Genomic DNA, 22735 nt, shown 5'->3' with positions numbered 1-22735 from the left:
ACCCCGGAGACAGACCTCGCAACCTACGGTCTCGTAACTTACGGTACTGTAACCGCCATGGCGATCTCGGATGTCAAGGAATACGCGCACCTCACCGAAGCCGATGTGGAGGCACTCGATGCGGAGTTCGACGCGATCCGGCGCGATATCGAGTCCTCGCGCGGTGCTCGCGACGCGCGGTATATCCGCAATGTCATCCGCCTGCAGCGTGCGCTCGAGATCAGCGGCCGCACGGTGCTGTTCGCCAGTTTCCTGCCGCCCGCCTGGCTCGCCGGTGTTGCCCTGCTCAGCACGGCCAAGATCATCGAGAATATGGAGATCGGGCACAACGTCATGCACGGGCAGTGGGACTGGATGAACGATCCGGAAGTCCACTCCAGCACCTGGGAATGGGATAACACCGGCCCGTCCAAGCACTGGAAGCAGACGCACAACTACCTGCACCACAAGTACACCAATGTGCTCGGCATGGACGATGACATCGGCTACGGCCTGCTGCGCGTCACCCGGGATCAGCGGTGGAAGCCGTTCAATATCGGCAATCCGGTCTACAACCTGGTGCTGCAGCTGTTCTTCGAATACGGCGTCGCGATCCAGCATCTGGAGTTGGGCAAGGTGCACCGGCTGAAGGAGGGCTCGCCGGAGCGGGCCGCATTCGAGGTCAAGCGCCGCGAGGTGCTGGTCAAGATCGGCAAGCAGGCCGGTAAGGATTACCTGCTTTTCCCGCTGCTGACCGGGCCCGCGTTCTTCTCGACGCTCACCGCGAACCTGACCGCCAATGTCATCCGCAATATCTGGACCAATGCGGTGATCTTCTGCGGCCACTTCCCGGACGGCGCGGAGAAATTCACCAAGGCCGATATCGACGGCGAATCCAAGGGCCAGTGGTACCTGCGCCAGATGCTGGGCAGCGCCAATATCTCCGGCGGTCCGGTCATGCATTTCATGACCGGGAACCTGAGCCACCAGATCGAACACCACCTGTTCCCGGATCTGCCGAGCAACCGCTACGCCGATATCGCGGTCCGGGTGCGCGCCTTGGCCGAGAAGTACGACCTGCCCTACACCACCGGCTCGCTTCCGGTGCAGTACTTCAAGTCCTGGCGCACCATCCTGAAGCTGGCGCTGCCGAACAAGTACCTGCGCGCGTCCGCCGACGATGCCCCCGAGACCGCCTCGGAGCGCAAATTCGACGGCGCCACCATGCCGAGCTTCGACCCGGTCACCGGTAAGCGTCGCGGGCTGCGTACGGCGCTGAAGGATGGGCGCCGCCGGTTCGCACGCCGGGCCGTTTCCATCGCCTGACGCCCAGTCACACCGAAGGCGCCCACGGAAAGTCCGTGGGCGCCTTCGTCTTTCGATGGGCCGGCCATACAGGGCGCGGCGGGCTCATGGTATCCGCCCAGGCCTCGGCGGGAGCGCCGGTTGCGGCTGGTTGACTGAGGGTGTGTGTGCTGAAGATCTGAGCGTTTACGAGGCCATCCGGATGCGGCGGGATGTACGGGCCGAGTTCACCGGTGACCTCGTCGATGATGCGACGCTGTGGCGGATACTCGATGCCGCACATCGCGCGCCCAGTGTCGGCAACTCGCAGCCGTGGGACTTCGTCGTGGTGCGCGAGCATGCGACGCTGCGGAAGTTCGCCGACCACGTCGCACAGAAGCGGATCGAATTCCGGGACGCACTGCCGCCGGATCGGGCGGCGACCTTCGACCCGATCAAGATCGAGGGCATTACCGAGAGCGGCACCGGCATCGTCGTCACCTACGACCACGACCGCGGCGGCCCGCAGGTCCTCGGCCGCGCCACCGTCCCCGAAACCGGCATCTACTCGGCGGTTCTCGCCATCCAGAACCTCTGGCTGGCCGCCACCGCCGAGCAGATCGGCGTCGGCTGGGTCTCGTTCTACGACGCCGAATTCCTCACCGACCTCGTCGGCCTACCCGACGGCATCCGCCCCGTCGCCTGGCTGTGCGTCGGCCCGGTAGACGAATTCCAACGCGTCCCCGACCTCGAACGCTTCGGCTGGCGCACCGGCCGCCCCCTCACCGACGCCGTCCACCAGGAGACATTCCGCGCCTGAGCTGGTCGAGCGCAGTCAAATGGCGCTTCGGACTCATCCAGGGTAGTCAAACGGCGGCCCAAAACCCCACCACCAACCACCATTTGACTACGCTCGGCGAACTCTCGAGAACGCGACCACAGCCGGTCGGGCCTGGGCACCCGAGTGGGTGCAGGACGACAGGACCCACCGCCGCGAGCTTAGCGAAACCCACCCCCTCGCCCCGATGGTCGAATCCGGCGGAACAGGGGTGGAGGCGGCAATCAGACGCCTTCCAGCACGGCCGACGCGCCGATTCCGCCTGCAGCGCAGATGCCGAGCAGGGCGGCGTTCTTGCCGGAGCGGGCCAGCTCGTTTGCCATGGTGGTGACGATGCGTGCGCCGGTCGCGCCGAACGGATGTCCGAGCGACACCGAACCGCCGTGCACGTTGAGCCTGTCGATCTCGATCTCGCCGACCGCGGTATCGCGATCGAGGCGAGTCTTGGCCCACTCGTCGCTGTTCAGTGCGGCTAGCACGGACAGTGTCTGGGCCGCGAATGCCTCATGGATATCGACGAAATCGATATCGCCCAGCGACATTCCGGCCTTGTCCAGGGCGCGCGGCATGGAGATGGCCGGGCCGATCAGCACCTGATCGGTCGGGTCGACACTGACGTAGCTCCAGGAGCGGAAGGCGGCCAGCGGACGGTAGCCGAGGGCGTGCGCCCGGTCCTCGCTCATCAGCAGTACCGCGGACGCGCCGTCGGTGAGCGGGCTGGCATTGCCCGCGGTCACGCTGCCGTCGCGGGCGAAGACCGGCTTCAGCTTCGCCAACTTCTCGACACTGGTGTTCGCGCGCGCCAGTCCGTCGCGCGTGACATCCGTGCCTTCGGGGGTGCGCACCCGCAGCACCTCGTCGTCGAAGCGGCCCGAGTCGATGGCCGCGGCGGCCCGGTGGTGTGAGCGCGCCGCGAATTCGTCCTGATCCGCGCGGCTGATCCCGTGGATGCGGGCCATCTTCTCGGCCGATTCCCCCATCACCTCGCCGGTGGTGCGTTCGGCGATCTTCGGTCGGCTCGGCAGCAGATCGGTGAAGGGCGCGAGCTGACGCGCCGCCGCCAGATAGTCCTTCGGCTTCGGCTTGCCCAATGCGAGCGGCGCACCGGCGTGCACCAGCTTCTGCGGCAACTTCACCTCGGCATTACTGGTCGAATCGCTGCCGCCGGCGATCATGATGTCGTATTCGCCGCGCTCGATGGCCGCCACCGCCGAGGTGATCGCCTGGAGTCCGGAGGCGCACGCCCGCGTCACCGTGTACCCCTCGCACCCGGGGTCGAGACCGAGATCCAGTGCGATCTCCCGCGCGATATTCGGTGCGGCACTCGGCAGAATCACACCGCCCCACACGATTGCCTGCACCTGCGCGCCGGGCAGACCGGTTCGCTCCAACAGCCCACGCACCGCGGCATCGGCCAGCGCGATCGAATCCATCTGCGTGTAATCACCGAACGCCTTGACGAATGGCGTGCGTGCACCGGAAACGATGACGGCACGGCGAGCAGCACTGGTAGCCATGGGATGCTCATCCGCCTCTCCGAATATTCAGGCCATACAAGTCGTGAGCCGCGACATCAGCGTTCAGGTCCTGCGTTGGATGCCTGGCCGGGTTCTGGACGTACCCGGCGAGTTACCCATTTACTCACGAAATCAATTGTCGCCTATGGATCCACTGACAGCACCCGCGAGCGCCCGGCTCAGCGATCCCCTCCATCGCCGCTGAGCCGGGCATTCTCAACCGTCCCGCTGCGCCCGATTTCGCAAGCACATGGGTAACTCTCGGGTACGCCCGTAAGCGGACCCGGCACTCAACCGCCGGCCCGCGACGACACTGTCGGGGCACCCCGCGCCGAACAAAGGCACGGGAGGCGGATGAGCGGCGCCCTGTCCCGGCGAACGCCCCTGCTCGTCCCGGAACCCGCAAGGTCGACGTCGACACCACTCGGCGCGAGGAAACAGTAGCAATCTTTCTATTGGTTTTTCAAACCCTTTCTATAAAGTTGTCATTGCTACCAAAGGACCTCTAGCATGGGGCTCACTATGCAAAGCCCTTCGGAGCTGTCGCGGCATAAGCGCTTCGGCCGAATCATCAAGGAACGCCGGGACGAACTCGGCCTCACCCAGATGCAAATCGGCGATCTGGGAGGGCCTTCTGCGCCGACGATCCGCAAGATCGAAGACGGCGATGCGACCATCAGCACGCACACGCTGAACAAACTCGACGCGCCGCTGCGCTGGCTGCCCGGCAGCGCGGCGCGCACCTATGCGGGCGGCGATCCGACCACGCACGAGGTCACGACGCACACCCCTGGTACCGACGAGTCGATCGTCTCCGGACCCGATTCGATCCGCTTCGAACTCTCCGACCTGACCGGACTGCTCGCGGCGGCGGGTCGGCTCAACGATGCGGTCGAGCGCGGCCGGACCACCGAACCCCATGTGGTGGCGGCTATTTCGGATCTCAACGGAGTGGTCTCCCGGCTCTCCGCGCGCTATGCCACCGCAATGCTGGAACGCAATGGCGGACCGGGCAAAACCTTGCATCCACTGGTCGCAATGGCGTTCTCGCATCTGCTCGACGTGCCCGCCGAGTCCAGCGACCCCGCCGACCTGGAGGAACGCCGCTATCGCCGCTGGCTGGCCGGACGCGCGGAAGATGTGGACGCCGGCACCGAGGGCCGCTTCCGCGCACGTTGGCTGGCAGCCAATCCCCGAGCGGCATCTATTCGAAACGGCAAGCAGTAGAGGGCAGTACAGATGACCGACGATGCGACGAGCCGAGCGCGACTGACACTCAGCCACAAGGTGAATCGACTATTCGCGACCGTGCACCCGCGGTCGGAGCCCGAACGCACGACGGCGGCGGTGGCCGAACAGGTCGGTGCGCAATTGGGCCGCACTGTCCCGGAGGATCAGCTCGACCGGTTGCGGCGCGGCGAATTCGACTCGGCGCCGGTCGGATCCGATCTGCTCAGCGCTATCGCACAGTGCTTCGGCGTGAGCGCGGATTATCTGATCACCACGGGCGCGGCGGCGGCCGCGATCGATCGGGAACTCGAATTGCTCGCCACCATGCGCGATGCCAATGTCGCCAGCATCGCGCTGCGCGGATCCGATGTCGATCTCACCACGCTGACCGCGCTCATCCACCGCGCGGATCAACCGGTCGAGCGACCGTAGACCGGGCAGTTTCCGAACAGTCGGTAGCATCGTCGGTTGCATGGGACGGGACCGCAGCGCTGTAGGAGATTGCCGACGAATGCCGGGTATGGAGAACCGGTTCCGGGAAGTATCCCGGGACGTACCGATACCGTCCCCGTGGAATCTGACCGCATACCTCGATGCCGTCGCCGACCACCGCGGTCGCACCATCACCCTGCAACCGGTCGACACCGCATTGCTCGCGGACACGGGCTGTGGCACCGGTAGCGGTTTGTGGATTGCCAAGCGCGACAGCGACATCATCGTCTACGGCGCCGACACCACCGAATGGCATGCCGAGCACATCATCGTCCACGAACTGGGTCATATGCTGCTCGGCCACGGACCGGAATCGGGGACCGAAACCCCCGCGCCACAACCGATGTCGGCGCTCGCGGACCTTCTACCCTCGATTTCCCCAGAGTCCATTGCCTACGTTCTCGGGCGCAGCGATTACGCATCCGCCCGCGAACGCGATGCCGAAACCTTCGCCGACCTGGTCATGTTGCAGGCCATGCGCCCGCAGCGCCGAGATTCCGTGCTGCACAGAACCTTTTTCCGCGAACGCAGGCACTGACGCCGGATACGCAAATTCTCCGGGCATTCAGCTCATGTGCTGAAATACCCGGAGAACGAGGGTCAGCGCTGTACTACGCGAGCCGGATCAGGCCGTAGTCGAATGCGTGGCGACGGTAGACGACAGACGGTCGGTCGGTCTCTTTGTCCTGGAAGAGGAAGAAGTCGTGCCCGACGAGCTCCATCTGATAGAGGGCGTCGTCGACCGACATCGGGGTCGCGGAATGGACCTTGGTTCGTACGATATGGCCGGGGCCTGCCGCGTAATCCGGGGACTCGGTTTCGTGCCGACTACGTTCGGCCTCGGGATGCTCATGTGCGGTGGCGCCCTCCGCCTGAGCGAACAGTGAGTCATCGATCAGATCGGCGGTCGCCTCGGCCACCGAGACCGGGGTCTTGTCCCCGTAGTGGACGCGGCGGCGATCCTTGGTCCGACGCAGCCGGCTCTCCAGCTTCGCGGTCACCGATTCGAGGGCAGCATAGAAGCTGTCCGCACATGCCTCCGCCCTGACGACCGGGCCCTTGCCTCGCGCGGTGATCTCGACGCGCTGGCAGGCCTTACGCTGACGACGATTGCGCTCGTGGAACAACTCCACATCGAAGATGAATATCGACGGATCGAAGCGTTCGACACGGGAGAGTTTCTCCGCGACGTAAATTCGGAAATGGTCAGGAACCTCCACATTGCGGCCCTTCACCACGACATCGCCGCGCGGCGCGCGAGGTCGGTCCGCTGTGGATTGCTCTGTCGCATCCAGGGTGCTGTCATCGAGCACCGAGGCCTGTGTTTCTTTCACAGCGAGGGCGTCTTTCACTGAAGGTCGTGAAGAAGTCGTCACGCGTACCTCCCGGATATGGCCGCACAGACCAGCGTGCGTGCGGCGGGATGAGCCGTGCCGATAGACAATCTCTCGGCACATGATGTCCGAGGCGCCACCTCCAAACTCCCGGTTCGGGTGTGTGATCGCGACGCTAGTACGTCAACGGGCGGTCCGCCACTGTTCACGCAAATTTCCCGGAGTCAAGCCGAACACGTCACCAGCACGGCACGTACCGGTACCCCGATCCGGTCGAGTGCGCGCACCGATTCGCGGGCCGTAGCGCCGGTCGTGAGCACATCGTCGACCAGTACCACCTCGGCATTCGCCGCGATTTCGGACCCGGCTCCGTTGGCTGGTCGGGCCAAGATCCGACCGCGCAGATTGTGTTGTCGCTCACCGATTGTCAAGCCCACCGAATCGCGCACACCCCACCACACCTGCAACATCGGTATCACCCGGCTATCCGGCAGCCACCGCACCGCCGCCCGCGTCGTGCGCACTACCGGATCTCCGCCGCGGCGGCGCGCGGACACCCGCCGACTCGGTGCCGGGATCAATACCAGCGACCGCTCGTCATCGCGCAGTCGCGCCAGAGCATCGGCAAGTGCCAGCCCCACCGGCTCGGCCAGATCGCGACGCCCGTGCTCCTTCGCCGCGAGCACCACCCGCCGCGCTGGGCCCGCATACGGCGCCAGCGCCCAGCACGGCACACCCGGATCGGCGCGCGGCCGCACCCGCATCGGCGGCCCGGCCAGGGTGGCCGCACAGTCCACGCACCAGCCCACACCCGCCACACCGCATCCGGCACAGGCCGTCGCCAGGATCAGATCCAACAGGGTTCGCATCGCCCGAGTCTGCGCCCACCCACCGACAGATTCGCGAATATCGGTGGCGCAGCATTCGTTTCGGTGCCGACGATCAGCCGGGTAGCACCGGGACCGAGTTGTCGCCGTTGAGGCCGGGCACCTCGCGCCAGAACCGGTCCGAGGTCTGCTCGCTGTACTGCAGTTGGAGCACCGCACGCGAGTCGCCGACGTACTCGGTCTCCGGCGAGGCACTGACCACCCGGACCGGTGCGGTCAGATTCTGACTGGTCTGCGGAGCAAATTGGGATCCGTCGATGGAGACGGTCGAGAGTGGATCTACATTGCCCTCCCTGGCAATGACGATGGTGTCCGCGGTGAGCCAGCTCAACGAAACCGCGCGGGTGCTGAGTGAGAGCGCGAGCGGCACCGGCGAGGTGAGCGCGTATTTGCCGTCCGGGCGGCGTTCCACCACAGCCACATAGACCTTGCCGTCGGCGACGAGGGCCGCACGCACACCGGTGCGGGAGACCCGTAACTCGGTGATAGGCAGCCGCAGCGGGGATCCCTGTGCCGAGGCCATCAGGGCCGAGATGTCTACGTCCTGTACCGAGACGTTTCCGGTGGCGCGATCGTTGACGGCGCGGATGACCCGTTCGCCGTCGATCACGGCCCAGGCGGCGGTGCCGTCGGCATTCCAGGACGGTCGGCTGATGGTGGAGCCCTCGGCGACCGGGAAGGCGTTGCCGCCGTAGCTGCCGACCATCAGTGTGCGCGGCGGCTCCGGCGGCGGACGTCCGGCGTCGGCGACCGCGGCGACCAATTGACCGTCCGGAGAGAGGGCGACCGACTGCAGATTGTTCACCGCACCGAAGTAGCCGGGCGGTGTGATCATCCCGCCGTCGGTGACCTGCACCAGCGAGCCGTTGCGCAGCGCGTGCAACCCGATCTGGTTGCGCGCGTAGCCAGCTGGGCTCAGCTGTTCGACATCGGCGACCGACCAGCCGTTGGCGGCGAAGCGATCGTCGAAAGGTTTGCCGTCGGCGAGCAGCATGTACGGTCCGAGGATTTCCGCACCCGCCAGCGTGAGTACCACCTGTCCGGCGAGGAGTTCTTTATCGCGCGGGGACAACCCGGAGGCGCCGGCGAAATCGATGCGCACGCCGCCGAGCCCGACACCGACGTCGTTGTTGTCGTTGTTCGGCCTGGTGATCGGGCCGCGCAGGGTCACAGGTGGTGCGAGTTGATTGCGCACGACCGAGGTGAGCGCGGGCTGGGGGCCCTCGGCCAGCAGGCTGAGCAGGCGCTGGGCCAGCTGGTTCTTGGCCACCGAGATCCAGCGCAGATCGGGGACGGCGGTGGTGCCGGTCGGGTCGATGAAGTACAGGACGTAGCGGCGGTAGGACTTGGCGAAGGCGGTCTGCTCCATCACCACGCCGTCGGGCAACTCATCGATGCGCCATTCGCCGTCGACCTTGGACATTTCGATCTTGTTTTCCAAGGGCGCGTCGATCGCCCGATAGGCGCCGTCGGCGGCCAGTTCGCCCACCTTGTGCGCCCGGATCACATAGGTCGCCTTATCGCCCGAGCGCGATTCGCGCAGGGTATCGGCCCTGTCCACGATCAGCGTGCCCGCCGTGTCGTCCCACTGCGCCGACGCCGACGGTGTCATGTACTGCCGTGCGGCCAGGTGCCGGTTGGCCGGATCTGCGGTGGCCTGCAGGAAATCGCGGAGCAACAGGTCCGGATCGCGACCGCCGATGGGCGGTGGCGGACCGTCGGAGGTGGGCTGGCGATTGATGGTGCCGAGCGCCTGCGGTGCGGAGGATTCCGGCAGGCTCGCGCATCCGGTGAGTACCAACAGCGCGGCTACGGCCGCCGCACCCAGCGCGGACAGCCGGAGCGAGGTGCGCCTCGGATACCAGCTACGCATCCTCATGACTGTACGTCCCCGCCGTCACCCGGCACGCTGTGCCCGGCCTGCTTCGGTTCGGTGGATTCGGTTTGCTCGGTCTCCGGTCCCGTGCCATTGGTGGGTCCGATCGAACCGACACCGTTCGAGTCCTTCGCGTCCGCCGCATCGGTGTCCGTCGCTTCCGCGGTTCCACTCGGGAGCGCTTCGCCACCATTGGTCTCGACCCGGATCACCGGCAACTCGGTAACCGTGGCTTCGGCTTCCGACTCGTCGGCGGCCGGATCCTCGACCGGTTCCGGATCCACCCGCGGCGCGGGCAATGCCTTGCGCAGCACCGGTTCCAGCGGCAGCGGGCTCGCGCCCATCTTCTTGCCGCGCACCAGCGGCAGGGTGAGCCGGAAGCTCGCGCCGATACCGATCTCGCCCCACGCCTCGAGCTTGCCCTCGTGCAGATTGGCGTCCTCGACGCTGATCGACAGACCGAGTCCGGTGCCGCCGGAACGCCGCATCCGGGACGGGTCCGAACGCCAGAACCGGTTGAAGACCAACTTCTCCTCACCAGGCCGCAGGCCGACACCCTGATCGCGCACGATCACCGCGACCGCATTGGCCTCCAGATCGCCGCGCATCCGGATCAACACCGGTTTGCCCTCGCTGTGGTCGATCGCATTGGCCAGCAGATTGCGCAGCACCCGCTCCACCCGTCGCGGATCGACCTCGGCGACCAGCGGCTCCTCCGGCATATCGATGACCACCTCGACACCGGATTCCTTGGCCAGATGCCGCACGGTGGAGATCGCCGCCCGCGCGCACATCCGCACGTCGAGCGATTCGACCTGTAGTTCGGCCACACCGGCGTCGTGACGGCTGATCTCGAGCAGATCGTTGAGCAGACCCTCGAAGCGGTCGAGTTCGGTCACCAGCAATTCCGAGCTGCGGGCCAGCGCCGGATCGAGATCGTCACTGCTGCCGTGAATCAGGTCGGCGGCCATGCGGACGGTGGTCAGCGGGGTGCGCAACTCGTGGCTGACATCGGAGGTGAAGCGGCGCTGCAGATTTCCGAATTCCGCCAACTCGTTGATCTGGTTGGACAGACTCTCGGCCATCTCGTTGAAGGCCTGAGCCAGCCGCGCCATATCGTCCTCGCCGCGCACCAGCATGCGTTCCTTGAGCCTGCCGTCGGCGAAGCGGCCCGCGATCCGCGCGGCCGAGCGGATCGGCAGCACCACCTGCCGGGTGACCAGAGCGGTGATCGCGGCCAACAGCACCAGCAGTACGACGCCGCCGATCAACATGGTGCCGCGCATCAGTGACAGGCTGCGCTCCTCATTGGTCAGCGGGAAGATCAGGTAGATCTGCAGTGTCGGAATCTCCGCGCTCGGACTGCCGATGATCAGCGCCCGGCCGTGGTAGCCGTCCGAATCCGCGACCGTGGCGAACTGGTAGCTGACCTGGTTGCGCGCGACGAAGCGGCGCAGTTCCTCGGGCACCTCTTGGATCGGCCCGGTCGAGATCTGCTGCTGCGGGGTACCACCGACGATGCTGAGCGCGGAATCGAAACTGCCTGCGACACCGGTTGATTGGCCGGTCCCGCCGCGGTTGGACAGCGCGTTGCGGGCATCGATGAGCCGCTGCTGCTGAGTGCCGATATCGTGCACACCCGCGAGCTGGCTCTCCACCGTATTGCGGGCGCGATCCATCTCCTCGACCGCACCGTTGATCTTCGCGTCGATCAGCCGATCGGTGATCTGGCTGGTCAGCACCACGCCGAGGATCGTGATGACGATCAACGACAGGGTGAGTGTGGACACGATGACGCGCAATTGCAGCGAACGCCGCCAAACATGGCCGAGTGCACTGCCGACTTCCTTGAGCCACGCGACCACCGGCGCGAGGGACCGTTCGAGGCGCTGCACCACACCGGGCGAGGCGGTCGAACGATCCGCGTCGCCACCGATCACGGCTTCGCCTCGCTGGCGCTCGGCTGCGCCGTTCTCGCGAACGCTGTGTCTTCGGTTCGCTCGCTGCGCTCGCTCATGGCTGCGCCTCGCTGACGCTCGGCTCCGCCACGAGCGAGTGCTCGGCTGTGTCCTCTTGTTCGCTCGCTGCGCTCACTCACGGCGGTCCGGCCTTGTAACCCACACCGCGGACGGTCAGCACGATCTCCGGATTCTCGGGATCCTTCTCGACCTTCGCCCGCAACCGCTGCACGTGCACATTCACCAGGCGGGTGTCGGCCGCGTGCCGGTAGCCCCAGACCTGCTCGAGCAGGACCTCACGGGTGAAGACCTGACGCGGTTTGCGGGCCAGCGCGACGAGCAGATCGAACTCCAGCGGTGTCAGCGAGATCTGCGCACCGCCGCGGGTCACCTTGTGCGCGGGCACATCAATGACGATATCGGCGATCGAGAGCAGCTCGGCCGGCTCCTCCTCGGTGCGCCGCAGGCGCGCACGCACGCGGGCGACGAGTTCCTTCGGCTTGAAGGGTTTGACGATGTAATCGTCGGCACCGGACTCCAGACCGAGCACGACGTCGACCGTATCGGTCTTCGCTGTGAGCATCACGATCGGAACTCCGGAGTCGGCCCGCAGCACGCGGCACACATCGATACCGTTCATGCCCGGCAGCATCAGGTCGAGCAGCACCAGATCGGGACGAATCTCCCGAACCGCCGCCAGCGCCTGCGTGCCGTCGCCGACCACATGCGGGTCGAACCCTTCCCCGCGCAAGACGATCGTCAGCATCTCAGCGAGTGCCATATCGTCGTCGACGACCAGAATCTTCGGCTTCATAAGTACTATGTTGTCATCTCTCGCGCTCGGAACGGGCCGCCACGCCAACACTGGTGCAATCCCGCCGCACATCCAACCTTATCCGGCAACAATTTCGACCAAACGAGTAGTCAGCGTCGCCGGATCGTCATCGGATCGGTATCTCGACCACGGCCCGTACCAGTCCCGTTCGGCCAGCTCACGGTACACCTCGCCGGTGCGTCGCTGTAGTCCGCCGTCGCGCTCGTAGGCATCGAGTGCGCGACTGTCGTCGAGTTCGCCACGCAGCCGGGCACGCTCGGCCGCGACCTCGGTCGGCACGTCCAGCAACAACTGCAGCGTCGGCACCGGCAACTCGAACCGGCCGAACTCCAATTCGCCCACCCAGCACACGATTTCGCCGTCGGCCGACTGATGCAGGCGCGCAGCCGAATACGCGGCGTTGGAGGCCACGTAGCGGTCCAGGATAACGATGTCGTTGTCGGCCAACAGCTTCGACAGGTCCTCGCGCGCCGCGGCCCGATCGAGTGCGAACATCAGCGCCATGCCGTGCACCGAATCGGCGAGATCGCCATGGGCGCCACGCAATGCCTCGGCGGCGAGATCCGCGTGGATGGACCGGTCATAGCGCGGAAACGCGAGTGTTTGCACGCGCAGGCCCCGCGCGCGCAGGTTCGCGACGATACTGTCGATCAGCGTCCGCTTCCCGGCGCCGTCGAGGCCCTCGACCGCAATCAACACGCCCATGGCGAGCAGGCTACCGCCAGGCCACGGCACCGAACGACAGCGCCCCGCCGACCGGGCTCGGTCGGCGGGGCGCAGGTCTTTTCGGCGCTACCTGCGGCGGCTCAGTAGCGGTAGTGATCGGGCTTGTACGGGCCCTCGACATCGACGCCGATGTACTCGGCCTGATCCTTGGTGAGCTTGGTCAGCGTGCCGCCGAGCGCCTCGACGTGGATGCGCGCGACCTTCTCGTCCAGATGCTTGGGCAGGCGGTAGACCTCGTTGTCGTACTCGTCCGGCTTGGTCCACAGTTCGATCTGCGCGATCACCTGATTGGAGAAGCTGTTCGACATCACGAACGACGGATGTCCGGTCGCATTGCCGAGATTCAGCAGCCGACCCTCGGACAGCACGATGATGGACTTGCCGGACTCCTTGAACGTCCACAGGTCCACCTGCGGCTTGATGTTCAATTTCGTTGCGCCGGAACGCTCCAGGGCCGCCATATCGATCTCGTTGTCGAAGTGACCGATATTGCCGAGGATGGCCTGGTCCTTCATCGCCTTCATGTGGTCGAGGGTGATGATGTCCTTGTTGCCGGTCGAGGTGATGACGATATCGGCCTGGCCGATCGCCTGCTCGACGGTCACGACGTCGTAGCCGTCCATCAGCGCCTGCAGCGCGTTGATCGGATCGATCTCGGTGACCTGCACCCGGGCGCCCTGTCCCGCAAGCGATTCCGCGCAGCCCTTGCCGACGTCGCCGTAGCCGCAGATCAGCACCTTCTTGCCACCGATCAAAACGTCGGTGCCCCGGTTGATTCCGTCGATGAGCGAGTGGCGGGTGCCGTATTTGTTGTCGAACTTTGATTTGGTGACCGAGTCGTTGACGTTGATCGCCGGGAACACCAACTCACCCGCAGCCGCGAACTGGTAGAGCCGCAGCACGCCGGTGGTGGTTTCCTCGGTGACGCCCTGCACCGATGCGGCGATCTTGCCCCACTTGGTCTTATCGGTTTCGAAGCGCTCGCGCAGCAGGTTCAGGAAGACCTTGTACTCGGTCGAGTGGTCCTCGTCCTCCGGCGGCACCAGGCCCGCCTTCTCGAACTGCGCGCCGCGCAGCACGAGCATGGTGGCGTCACCGCCGTCGTCGAGGATCATATTGGCCGGCTCGCCCGGCCAGGTCAGCATCTGCTCGGCGGCCCACCAGTACTCCTCCAGGGTCTCGCCCTTCCAGGCGAAGACCGGGGTGCCCTTGGGCTCGTCCACGGTGCCGTGCGGTCCGACGACGACCGCGGCGGCGGCATGGTCCTGGGTGGAGAAGATATTGCAGGAGGCCCAGCGGACCTCGGCGCCAAGCGCGGTCAGCGTCTCGATCAGCACGGCGGTCTGGATGGTCATGTGCAGCGAACCCGAGATGCGCGCACCCCGCAGCGGCAGCACCTCCGCGTACTCGCGGCGCAGCGCCATCAGACCGGGCATCTCGTGCTCGGCGAGGCGGATCTCCTTGCGACCGAATTCGGCCAGCGACAGGTCCGCCACCTTGTAATCGATGCCGTTGCGGACATCAGCGGTCAGGGACGTGCGTGCGGGAAGTTCTGAGGTCGTCATCTGCCTCTATCAGCCTCTCCTGGTTCGTCAGTACCGGGTTAAGGCTAACCGCTCAGTACACCCGCCGAACTACGCGGTCACGCCATAGGACATCAGGATCCGACGGCGCTTACGCGGCTGGATGTTCGCGAGGGTGATGTCGCCGCCGTAATGGGCCAGTACGCGGTGATCCATGATGTGTCGCCACAGCGGCGGGATGGCCGCGAACACGATCATGGACAGGTATCCGGCGGGCAGCTGCGGCGCCTGCATCGAACTGCGCAGGGTCTGGTACCGGCGCCCCGGATTCGCGTGGTGATCGCTGTGCCGCTGCAGATGGAACAGGAAGATGTTGGTGACGAGGTGGTCGCTGTTCCAGCTATCGCGCGGCGAGCAGCGCACGTAGAGGCCATTGGGTCGGCGGGCCCGCAGCAGTCCGTAGTGCTCGATGTAGTTCACCGTCTCCAGCAGCATGACGCCGACCACCGCCTGCAGCGCCAGATACGGAAGCACGCGCCAGCCGAAGATCGCGATCAGCGTGCCGAACAGCACCACACTCATTGCCCATGCCTGCAGAATGTGGTTGTCCAGGGTGAACCAGCCTTTGCCCTTGCGGGTAAGGCGCTCGCGTTCGAGCCGGATGGCCGAGCGGTATCCGCCGGAAATGCTGCGCGGCAAAAACTCCCAGAGTGACTCGCCCAGCCTGGCGCTGGCGGGATCCTCCAGTGTCGCCACGCGCGCGTGATGGCCCCGGTTGTGCTCGACGAAGAAGTGTCCGTATCCGGATTGCGCCAGCGAAATCTTGGCCAGCCAGCGCTCCAGATGTTCGACCCGATGCCCGAGCTCATGCGCCGCGTTGATGCCGATACCGCTGACGAACCCGAGAGTCATTGCCAGCCCGAGCTTGTCGACCACGGCCAGCTCGTCGCCCGACCACATGACGGCGGCGATGACCAGGCCGACCAACTGGACCGGCAGGAACAGATAGGTGCACCACCGGTAGTACCGATCGTTGGACAGCAACTCGTAATCCTCGTCGCGTGGATTGGTACCGTCCACACCGACCACCCAGTCCAGCACCGGGATGACGATCAACACGATGATCGGCCCGATCCACCAGCAGACCGGGGCGCCGGTACGCAAGACCAGCTGCGATGGCAACAGCGCGATCGCAGGAGCGATCAGGCCGAGAACCCACAGATGGCGTTTGGGGTCGGGCGACCCCGCCGGTTTGCCAACCGTTTGCACGTTTGCCCCGCTAAATAATTACCCTAACTCCGACGCATGACAATACATACAGACCTTACGTCCGTTACACAGCAGCTTGGCGCCGAAAGATGTCAACCGTTACATGCGTGGCGGTCGGTTTTTAAGCACCTTCACATGTGGTCATGATCAGGGCATACTCACCGCAAACAGTCAATTTCCCAGTGGTGGAATCAGTGCAGCTCACGCGCGGCCAGAATCGCCTCGACATACGGGCTGAAGACGGCACTCAATTCCGCGGGCGCATTGCGGCCTTGCGCGGGCGGCGTCGGGATGTAACTCAGCGCGATACGCACCAGAGCCTGTGCCAGCACATCGGATTCGGCGACCGTCGCCTGTACCCAGCTGTGCTGGAACGCGATGGACAGCCGTGCGGTCGCATGTTCGACCAACGGCTCGGCATCAAGAGTGATGAGCCGCAACAGATCCAGCTTCACCTCACCGGCGACCAGCGACTGGACCAGCGGGTCGGCGGCGGCCGCCTGGAAGAAGTCGCGCAGCCCCTCTTCGAATGCGGCGCGCGCGTCGCCGATATTGCCGTCGATCGCGGAGCCGACATGATCGACCAGATCGTCGGCCAGGCGTAGCGCATAGGACTGCGCAAGCCCGGCGCGCGAACCGAATTCGTTGTAGAGGGTCTGCCTGCTGACACCGGCGCGGGTGGCCACATCACCGAGGGTGATCTTGGACCAGTCCCGCTCGGTGAGCAGTTCGCGCATCGAATCCAGGACGGAGGTGCGCAGAAGTTCCCGCGCCGCCTCCTGATAGGAAACTCTGGGTCCGTTGCGCGGCATACCCGCGAGGTTGTCACGGGTGGTTGCCACAGTCAAAATTCACGACCGTTCGATCTCGACCATGTAGAAGTCGGCCTTGGCGGCGCCGCAGTCCGGGCAGGTCCAATCGTCGGGAATGTCGTCCCAACGGGTGCCCGGCTCGATCCCGTCCTCCGGCCAGCCCTTTGCCTCGTCGTACTCGAAGCCGCACTGGATGCACTGAAACAGTTTGTATTCCGTCATTTGGGAACCTCCATCGGTTCGAAGTCGATCTTCTCGCGCACGCCGCAGTCCGGACAGCACCAGTCGTCGGGTATCTTTTCCCACGCCGTGCCTGCCGGAAACCCTTCGTGCGGTGCGCCTTTCAGCTCGTCGTAGACGTAATCGCAGACGGGACAACGAAATCTGCTCATGCCTGCGCCTCGCTGGCGCTCGGCTCCGGCATGCGCAATGCGCGCTGGCACATGATTCGCTCGCTCATGATGACGCCTCCGATGCGGCCGTGCCGTAGCGCGCGATCACCTTGTCCCGCTTGGCCGGATGGATATTGGCGCGGGTGATATCGCCGCCGTAATGCGCGAGCACCCGCTTGTCCATCACGCGCCGCCACAGCGGCGGGAAGTAGGCGAGCAGGATCATGCTGGCATAGCCGCTCGGCAGATTCGGCGCACCGTCCCAACTGCGCAGCGTCTGATAGCGGCGGGTCGGGTATGCGTGGTGATCACTGTGCCGCTGCAGGTGGTACAGGAAGATATTGGTGACGATATGGTCGCTGTTCCAGCTGTGCACGGGGGCGGGCCGCTCGTACCGGCCGGATGCGGTGCGCTGGCGGACCAGCCCGTAGTGCTCGAGATAGTTGACCGCCTCCAGCAGGCTGAAGCCGACGACCGCCTGCAGGATCAGATATGGCAGCAGGCCGATCCCGAACACCGCGAGCAGGACCGCGAACAACGCCACCGACATCAGCCAGGCGCTGAGCACCTCGTTGCGCAGACTCCACGACTTCTTGCCCAGCCGATCCAGCCGGGTCTTCTCCAACCGCCACGAGGAGATGAAGCTGCCCCGCACTGTGCGCGGCCAGAAGGCCCAGAATGATTCGCCGACACGGGAACTCGCGGGATCCTCGGGCGTCGCGACACGCACGTGATGGCCGCGGTTGTGCTCGATATAGAAGTGGCCGTAGCAGGACTGGGCCAGGGCGATGCGCGACAGCCAGCGCTCCAGATCGACCTTCTTGTGGCCGAGTTCGTGCGCGGTATTGATGCCGATGCCGCCGATCATGCCGATGGTGATAGCCAGGCCGATCTTGTCGACGATGTGCAGCCCGCCGTCGATGCCGAGCCAGCTCAGGTTGTCCGCAGTGATCAGGTAGCACCCCAAGATCAGCGTCGCGTACTGGAACGGCAGGTACAGGTAAGTGAGATAGCGGTAGTACTTGTCGTTCTCCAGGTACTCCATCACCTCGTCGGGCGGATTGTCGCCGTCCGGGCCGAAGAAGATATCGGCCAGCGGGATCACCACGTAGACCAGCACCGGGCCCAGCCAGAACGGCACTTGGGCCAGTCCGTGCCAGCCGAATTCGTTGAATGCCCAGACCAGCGGAAGGCCGATGGTGAAAAGGCCGGTCGGCGCGAACAACCCCCACAGCCACATGTATCGCTTGCGGTCGCGCCAATCGGTCGCTGCGGCCGGGCGGCCAGGCGCATGGGTTTCCGTGGACATCGTTGTCTCCTCATCCAAGCGGCACATCACATGTGATGTGCGGTACCACTTACTTGGACATTAGATATCAACTTGTCTTCTGTCTAGACAAATTTATGAATTTGTAAACTCTGGCGGAAACGGCAAATCGGACAGCACGGCACGCCCGATACGACGATCGCCGCGTCATCCCGTCGAGAGCGGGATGACGCGGCGATCGAGCTGTCGAGTTTCAGCGAAGCAGAACGTCGGCGTTGTCGGGCAGTGCGTCGACCGGCCACCAGCGCAGATCGGTGGATTCATGGCTGCGGATCGGGACCGCACCGGGCGGCGCAACGATGCGGAACAGCAGGTCGAGGTGGCGGGTCGGGACGCCGAGCGAACAGGTGATCGGATGGGCCTGCGCGCCGTAGAGTTCGGCATCCATGCGCAGGCCGGTCATGCCGGACTCCTCGGTCGCCTCGCGCAGCGCGGCATCGGCCACCGTCTCGTCACCCTCCTCGCAGTGCCCGCCGAGTTGGATCCAACGGCCGACCCGCGGGTGCAGCGTCAACAGCACCTCGCGCTCGTCGTGCGAGAAGACGACGGCAGAGGCCGTGATGTGACCGGGTGCGTGCTCGCGCAGACACCCGCGCGGGGCGGATCCGAGGAAGGCCAGCATCGCCTCGCGCAGCGAGGCATCGACCCCCGTCGGCTTCCACGCCTCCAGTAACTGCGTTGCCGAGGCGTGCAGCGAACTCGCACTCACGACTGCGCCTCGCCGGCGCTCGGCTCCGGCGTGTGCGATTGCACGCTGTGTCGATGATTCACTCGCTGACGCTCGCTCACAGTTCGACCAGGCCGGGGCCCGGCCCGAAGACCGGACGGGGGGTGAGTTCTTCGAGGGGGTGGCCGATCGCAATGGCGCCCAAGGGGTTCCAGTCGTCGGCAAGGCCGAGAACCTCGCGGGTGGTCTCCGGAGCGAAGATGGTCGAGCCGATCCAGCAGCTGCCGATGCCCTCGGTGGCCAGTGCGACGAGCAGGCCCTGTACCGCCGCGCCCACCGCGACGGTGAACATGGTGCGTTCGTTGCCGCGCCGCCGCTCATCCGGATAGTCGTGTGCGCCGTCTGGCACGCAGAACGGGATGATCACCTCGGGTGCGTCGTGCAGGATGCGGCCGCGGGCGATGCGACGTTCCACCCGCTCCGGATCGAGACCGTCCGCGGTGAGGTCGGCCCGCCACCGCTCGGCCATGGCCTCCAACAGTTGCGCGCGCAGACCGGGCTTGCGGACCCAGACGAAGCGCACCGGACGGGTGTGATGCGGCGCGGGAGCGGTGAGCGCCTTCGTGACCGCGGCGCGGATGCGTTCGGGATCGACTGGGGTATCGGCGAATTGACGGATCGAGCGACGCAGCAGCAACGCCTCGGAGCGACCCTGCTCGATCGCCTCGGCCGTGCCGAGCCAGAACAGGTCATCGGTGCCGCCGCGCAGCAGATCCGCGGCGCAGGAGCCGTCATCGGTGATCGGCAGCCCGCGCACCACCGCGACCGGGACACCACCGAGTTTGCCCTTCACCAGATCTGCGGCGGCGGCCAATTCGTCGGCCACCGCCACCTGGGTGACTTGCAGTTCATTGCCCTGCCCGTCGACCGCGCCCGCATAGTCGTGCAGCACCCGCAATCCGGCGGAGCCGATGGCCGTATCGGTCTGACCGTTGCGCCAGGCCCGGCCCATGGTGTCGGTGACGACCACCGCGACGTCCACCCCGAGCCGCTCGGACAGCGCGGTGCGCAACGCCTTCGCACTCCCATCGGGATCCGATGGCAGCAGCACGAGCTCACCCTGCTCGACATTGGATCCGTCCACCCCGGAGGCGGCCTGCACGATGCCGAGCTTGTTCTCGGTGATGAGCGTGCGACCCTTGCGCGCGAGTACGCGCACCGCTTCCTGCTCCACCAGCGCGCGGCGCGCGGTGTCGCGCTCCTCCGGATCCAGCGGCGCCTCGACGATGCGACCCTCGACCTTGGCGACGATCTTGCTCGTGACGACCAGGATGTCGCCGTCGACCAACCAGGGCGCGGCGGCGGCGATATGTTCGGCGAGATCGTCGCCGGGCCGGAATTCCGGCAGCCCGGTGATCGGCAGGATCCGCAACTCCCCCGCCGCGTGATCGGCCGGTTCCGTCAACGGCTCTTGCGTAGTCATAGCTTCACCCCAGCCAGGTCGAGCGCCTCCCGCACCATTTCGGCGGTGGTCGGCGGATCGGTCATCAATAGCGGCACGCTGCGCACTTCGACACCGGGCACATCCGCGGTGTCGGTGCTGTGGATCAGCCATCCGTCCAGGATGCCGGTGGCCGAGCGCGCGCCGTAGTGGCGCCCGATCGCCTCGGCGGTGGTTTCCACCCCGATCACCGAGAGACATTCATCGGCCATACCGCGCAGCGGTTTCCCGTCGATCACGCCGGAGATGCCGATCACCTTGGCCTCGGTGGTGCGCAGTGCGCCGCGAATGCCGGGCACCGCGAGGATGGCGCCGATGCTCACCACGGGGTTGGACGGGGCCAATAGCACCGCATCGGCCTCGGATATGATCTGTGTCACATTTGGCGCCGGTTTGGCGTCATCGGCCCCAATTGTGGCGAATCCGTGCGTCTGGATGTCCGCGCGATAGCGAACCCACCACTCTTGGAAATGGATCGCGCGGCGTTCGCCAGGGTCGTCGGGGTCACTGACAACGACATGTGTTTCGCAGCGATCGTCGGTAGCCGGGATGAGTTTTACGCCCGGCTGCCACCGGTTGCACAACGCCTCGGTGACCGCGGAGAGCGGGTACCCGGCACGCAGCATTTCGGTCCGAACCAAGTGCGTCGCGATATCGCGATCCCCCAAACCGAACCAATCGGGTTGGGCATGATATTTGGCCAGTTCTTCCTTGGCGTGCCAGGTTTCGGCGACCCGGCCCCAACCGCGTTCGGTATCGATTCCACCGCCGAGGGTGTACATGCAGGTATCGAGGTCGGGGCAGATCCGGAGGCCGTGCATCCAGACGTCGTCACCGACATTGACGATGGCGGAAACATCCGCATCGGGCAGTAGTTCCCGGACGCCCTGAAGGAAGCGCGCGCCGCCGACCCCGCCAACCAGGACGGCGATCTTGGGCCCACTTGCGGGTGCGGTGTCCGCTTGTTGTGGAGTCACATCGACACAGCCTATGCGCTGCCGGAGCGGCCGCGGTTCGCACTGTATTTGCCGGTCATTTGCTATTCCGCGTTCAAGATCAGCAACGGAAAGCGGTAGCGGATAGTAACGGAATTGCGACGGCGGCTTGACCATCGACACGTTCGGCGTGTCTAATCACAGTCATGTCATTTCGGGTTCGCGCGAGAGTTCAAGGCGTGGACAGCTTTTCGAACAAGTGTTCGCACCGGAGTGACAAGCTCGGGGATGTCCGCGGGACAACGTCGCGGGGTACGGCCGTCGGTGTGCGTGTTGGTCCGACGGAAAGAATCAATCTGCGCTAACACACAGTGAGGAGGCGGAGCGATGGCCAATGAGCTGGCCCCTTCGGGCATGCCGGGCGGCGTATCGCAAACCGATTCCACAGCAGGCGCAGCACGTGGCGTCTGCGCAGAGATCGGTCGGATCGAACCGGACCGGATCGGGCCTGAGATGACCGACGGAGTGACAGCACCCCGGCTCAGCTTGGTCGTGACGGGCTTCGACGAGATGTTCGAATCGATCGAAGAGCAGTGGCAGGAACGTGCCCTGTGCGCACAGACCGATCCGGAGGCGTTCTTCCCCGAGAAGGGCGGCTCGACCCGTGAGGCCAAACGGATCTGCATGGGCTGCGAAGTACGCGACGAGTGCCTGGAATACGCGCTCGCACACGATGAACGCTTCGGCATCTGGGGCGGCCTCTCCGAACGAGAGCGGCGCCGCCTGAAGCGCGGCATCGGGTAGAACTTCGCGTCGGCCCGCCTCGGGTGCACATAGCAGAGGCGGGCTGACTAAGTTTTAGTCATGGCCCGTTCACGTAATCGTCGTCCACCGACCGCACGATCGGTGATCCGTCGTGGACGCGGGGTGCGCGGGCCGATGCTCCCACCGACGGTGCCGGCCTGGCGCACCAGGGGGCAACAGTTCGACCGGCTGGTCCTCGAGGCCTTCGCGCCCTTGGACACCCGGTGGCACGATCGACTCACCAAGCTCGATATCGCTGTCGACGATGTGCCGAAAATCCGTCCGCTGCACCCGGATTCGGTCACCTGGCCGGACGAGGTGGTGGCCGACGGACCGGTGCCGCTCTCGCGACTCATTCCGGCCGGTGTGGACCGGCACGGGGTGGCCACCCGCGCCCGAGTTGTGTTGTTCCGCAAGCCACTCGAACTGCGCGCGGGCGATCCCGACGATCTGGTCGATCTACTGCGCGAGGTCCTCGTCCAGCAGATCGCCACCTATCTCGGCGTCGATCCGGACCTCATCGATCCCGAAGGCGCGTGACGAACACAC

The 22735-nt window shown here is 65.5% G+C and carries 23 protein-coding genes; 7 read left to right on the top strand and 16 right to left on the bottom strand.

Annotation, left to right across the window (positions count from 1 at the left end; all coding sequences use genetic code 11):
* Positions 1-57: 57 nt before the first annotated feature.
* Both ACFYOW_RS43670 and bluB read left to right on the top strand, forming a co-directional pair.
* Positions 58-1305, top strand: a complete 1248-nt coding sequence (locus ACFYOW_RS43670; RefSeq protein WP_387297003.1) for a fatty acid desaturase family protein — start codon at positions 58-60, stop codon at positions 1303-1305.
* 142 nt (positions 1306-1447) lie between these two features.
* Positions 1448-2083, top strand: coding sequence for a 5,6-dimethylbenzimidazole synthase (gene bluB, locus ACFYOW_RS43665; protein WP_387297001.1), 636 nt, complete (start codon positions 1448-1450; stop codon positions 2081-2083).
* A gap of 242 nt (positions 2084-2325) precedes the next feature.
* Here the strand turns inward: bluB and ACFYOW_RS43660 are convergent, their stop codons facing one another.
* The gene (locus ACFYOW_RS43660) at positions 2326-3618 is read right to left on the bottom strand and encodes an acetyl-CoA C-acyltransferase (RefSeq protein WP_387296999.1); all 1293 of its coding nucleotides are present in this window, start codon (positions 3616-3618) and stop codon (positions 2326-2328) included.
* Between the two features lie 510 nt (positions 3619-4128).
* Here ACFYOW_RS43660 and ACFYOW_RS43655 point away from each other — a divergent pair.
* The 3 genes from ACFYOW_RS43655 (at position 4129) to ACFYOW_RS43645 (ending at position 5878) form a co-directional block, all read left to right on the top strand.
* Positions 4129-4845 (top strand): helix-turn-helix domain-containing protein, encoded by a 717-nt coding sequence (locus tag ACFYOW_RS43655; protein ID WP_387296997.1) that lies wholly within the window; start codon positions 4129-4131, stop codon positions 4843-4845.
* Between the two features lie 12 nt (positions 4846-4857).
* Entirely contained in the window at positions 4858-5280 is a 423-nt protein-coding gene (locus ACFYOW_RS43650) for a hypothetical protein (RefSeq protein ID WP_387296995.1), read from the top strand.
* A gap of 79 nt (positions 5281-5359) precedes the next feature.
* Positions 5360-5878, top strand: a complete 519-nt coding sequence (locus tag ACFYOW_RS43645) for a hypothetical protein (RefSeq protein WP_387296993.1) — start codon at positions 5360-5362, stop codon at positions 5876-5878.
* Between the two features lie 73 nt (positions 5879-5951).
* On the opposite strand, the gene hpf is transcribed toward ACFYOW_RS43645, so the two are convergent.
* The 15 genes from hpf to cofD form a co-directional block, all read right to left on the bottom strand.
* Positions 5952-6653 carry a ribosome hibernation-promoting factor, HPF/YfiA family gene (gene hpf / locus ACFYOW_RS43640; RefSeq protein ID WP_387297029.1) on the bottom strand — a complete coding sequence of 234 codons (702 nt, stop codon included), beginning with the start codon at positions 6651-6653 and terminating at the stop codon, positions 5952-5954.
* 245 nt (positions 6654-6898) lie between these two features.
* Positions 6899-7543 (bottom strand): ComF family protein, encoded by a 645-nt coding sequence (locus ACFYOW_RS43635; protein ID WP_387296991.1) that lies wholly within the window; start codon positions 7541-7543, stop codon positions 6899-6901.
* Positions 7544-7616: 73 nt separating this feature from the next.
* A complete protein-coding gene (gene lpqB / locus ACFYOW_RS43630) occupies positions 7617-9434 on the bottom strand; it encodes an MtrAB system accessory lipoprotein LpqB (RefSeq protein WP_387296989.1) in 1818 nt (605 codons plus the stop codon).
* Positions 9435-9436: 2 nt separating this feature from the next.
* A complete protein-coding gene (gene mtrB, locus ACFYOW_RS43625; RefSeq protein ID WP_387296987.1) occupies positions 9437-11377 on the bottom strand; it encodes an MtrAB system histidine kinase MtrB in 1941 nt (646 codons plus the stop codon).
* A 154-nt stretch (positions 11378-11531) separates the two neighbouring features.
* On the bottom strand, positions 11532-12209 hold the full coding sequence (gene mtrA, locus ACFYOW_RS43620) for an MtrAB system response regulator MtrA (RefSeq protein ID WP_062984230.1): 678 nt from the start codon (positions 12207-12209) through the stop codon (positions 11532-11534).
* Positions 12210-12287: 78 nt separating this feature from the next.
* Positions 12288-12935 (bottom strand): dTMP kinase, encoded by a 648-nt coding sequence (locus ACFYOW_RS43615; RefSeq protein ID WP_387296984.1) that lies wholly within the window; start codon positions 12933-12935, stop codon positions 12288-12290.
* Between the two features lie 101 nt (positions 12936-13036).
* Positions 13037-14521 (bottom strand): adenosylhomocysteinase, encoded by a 1485-nt coding sequence (gene ahcY, locus ACFYOW_RS43610; protein WP_387296982.1) that lies wholly within the window; start codon positions 14519-14521, stop codon positions 13037-13039.
* A gap of 69 nt (positions 14522-14590) precedes the next feature.
* The gene (locus ACFYOW_RS43605) at positions 14591-15748 is read right to left on the bottom strand and encodes an alkane 1-monooxygenase (protein WP_387296980.1); all 1158 of its coding nucleotides are present in this window, start codon (positions 15746-15748) and stop codon (positions 14591-14593) included.
* A gap of 191 nt (positions 15749-15939) precedes the next feature.
* Positions 15940-16560 (bottom strand): TetR/AcrR family transcriptional regulator, encoded by a 621-nt coding sequence (locus tag ACFYOW_RS43600; protein ID WP_387297027.1) that lies wholly within the window; start codon positions 16558-16560, stop codon positions 15940-15942.
* 39 nt (positions 16561-16599) lie between these two features.
* Positions 16600-16782 (bottom strand): rubredoxin, encoded by a 183-nt coding sequence (locus ACFYOW_RS43595; protein ID WP_063047281.1) that lies wholly within the window; start codon positions 16780-16782, stop codon positions 16600-16602.
* Positions 16779-16952, bottom strand: coding sequence for a rubredoxin (locus ACFYOW_RS43590; RefSeq protein WP_387296978.1), 174 nt, complete (start codon positions 16950-16952; stop codon positions 16779-16781). The genes ACFYOW_RS43595 and ACFYOW_RS43590 overlap by 4 nt, the downstream gene beginning before the upstream one ends.
* A gap of 64 nt (positions 16953-17016) precedes the next feature.
* A complete protein-coding gene (locus ACFYOW_RS43585; protein WP_387296976.1) occupies positions 17017-18261 on the bottom strand; it encodes an alkane 1-monooxygenase in 1245 nt (414 codons plus the stop codon).
* A 211-nt stretch (positions 18262-18472) separates the two neighbouring features.
* A complete protein-coding gene (locus ACFYOW_RS43580; protein WP_387296974.1) occupies positions 18473-18988 on the bottom strand; it encodes an NUDIX hydrolase in 516 nt (171 codons plus the stop codon).
* 76 nt (positions 18989-19064) lie between these two features.
* Positions 19065-20429: a coenzyme F420-0:L-glutamate ligase gene (locus ACFYOW_RS43575; protein WP_387296972.1), complete on the bottom strand. Its 1365-nt coding sequence runs from the start codon at positions 20427-20429 to the stop codon at positions 19065-19067.
* Positions 20426-21424: a 2-phospho-L-lactate transferase gene (gene cofD / locus ACFYOW_RS43570; protein ID WP_387296970.1), complete on the bottom strand. Its 999-nt coding sequence runs from the start codon at positions 21422-21424 to the stop codon at positions 20426-20428. Before cofD ends, ACFYOW_RS43575 begins: the two co-directional genes overlap by 4 nt.
* Positions 21425-21952: 528 nt before the next feature.
* Here cofD and ACFYOW_RS43565 point away from each other — a divergent pair.
* Complete coding sequence (locus tag ACFYOW_RS43565) at positions 21953-22186, top strand: WhiB family transcriptional regulator (RefSeq protein ID WP_029901515.1); 234 nt, start codon at positions 21953-21955, stop codon at positions 22184-22186.
* 60 nt (positions 22187-22246) lie between these two features.
* Positions 22247-22726, top strand: coding sequence for a metallopeptidase family protein (locus ACFYOW_RS43560; RefSeq protein ID WP_330249994.1), 480 nt, complete (start codon positions 22247-22249; stop codon positions 22724-22726).
* Positions 22727-22735 lie beyond the last annotated feature (9 nt).

Origin of the sequence: Nocardia sp. NPDC006982 (assembly GCF_042869435.1) — a bacterium.
In the GTDB taxonomy this organism is placed as follows: Bacteria; Actinomycetota; Actinomycetes; order Mycobacteriales; family Mycobacteriaceae; genus Nocardia.
This window is presented reverse-complemented; position numbering and strand designations above follow the sequence as displayed.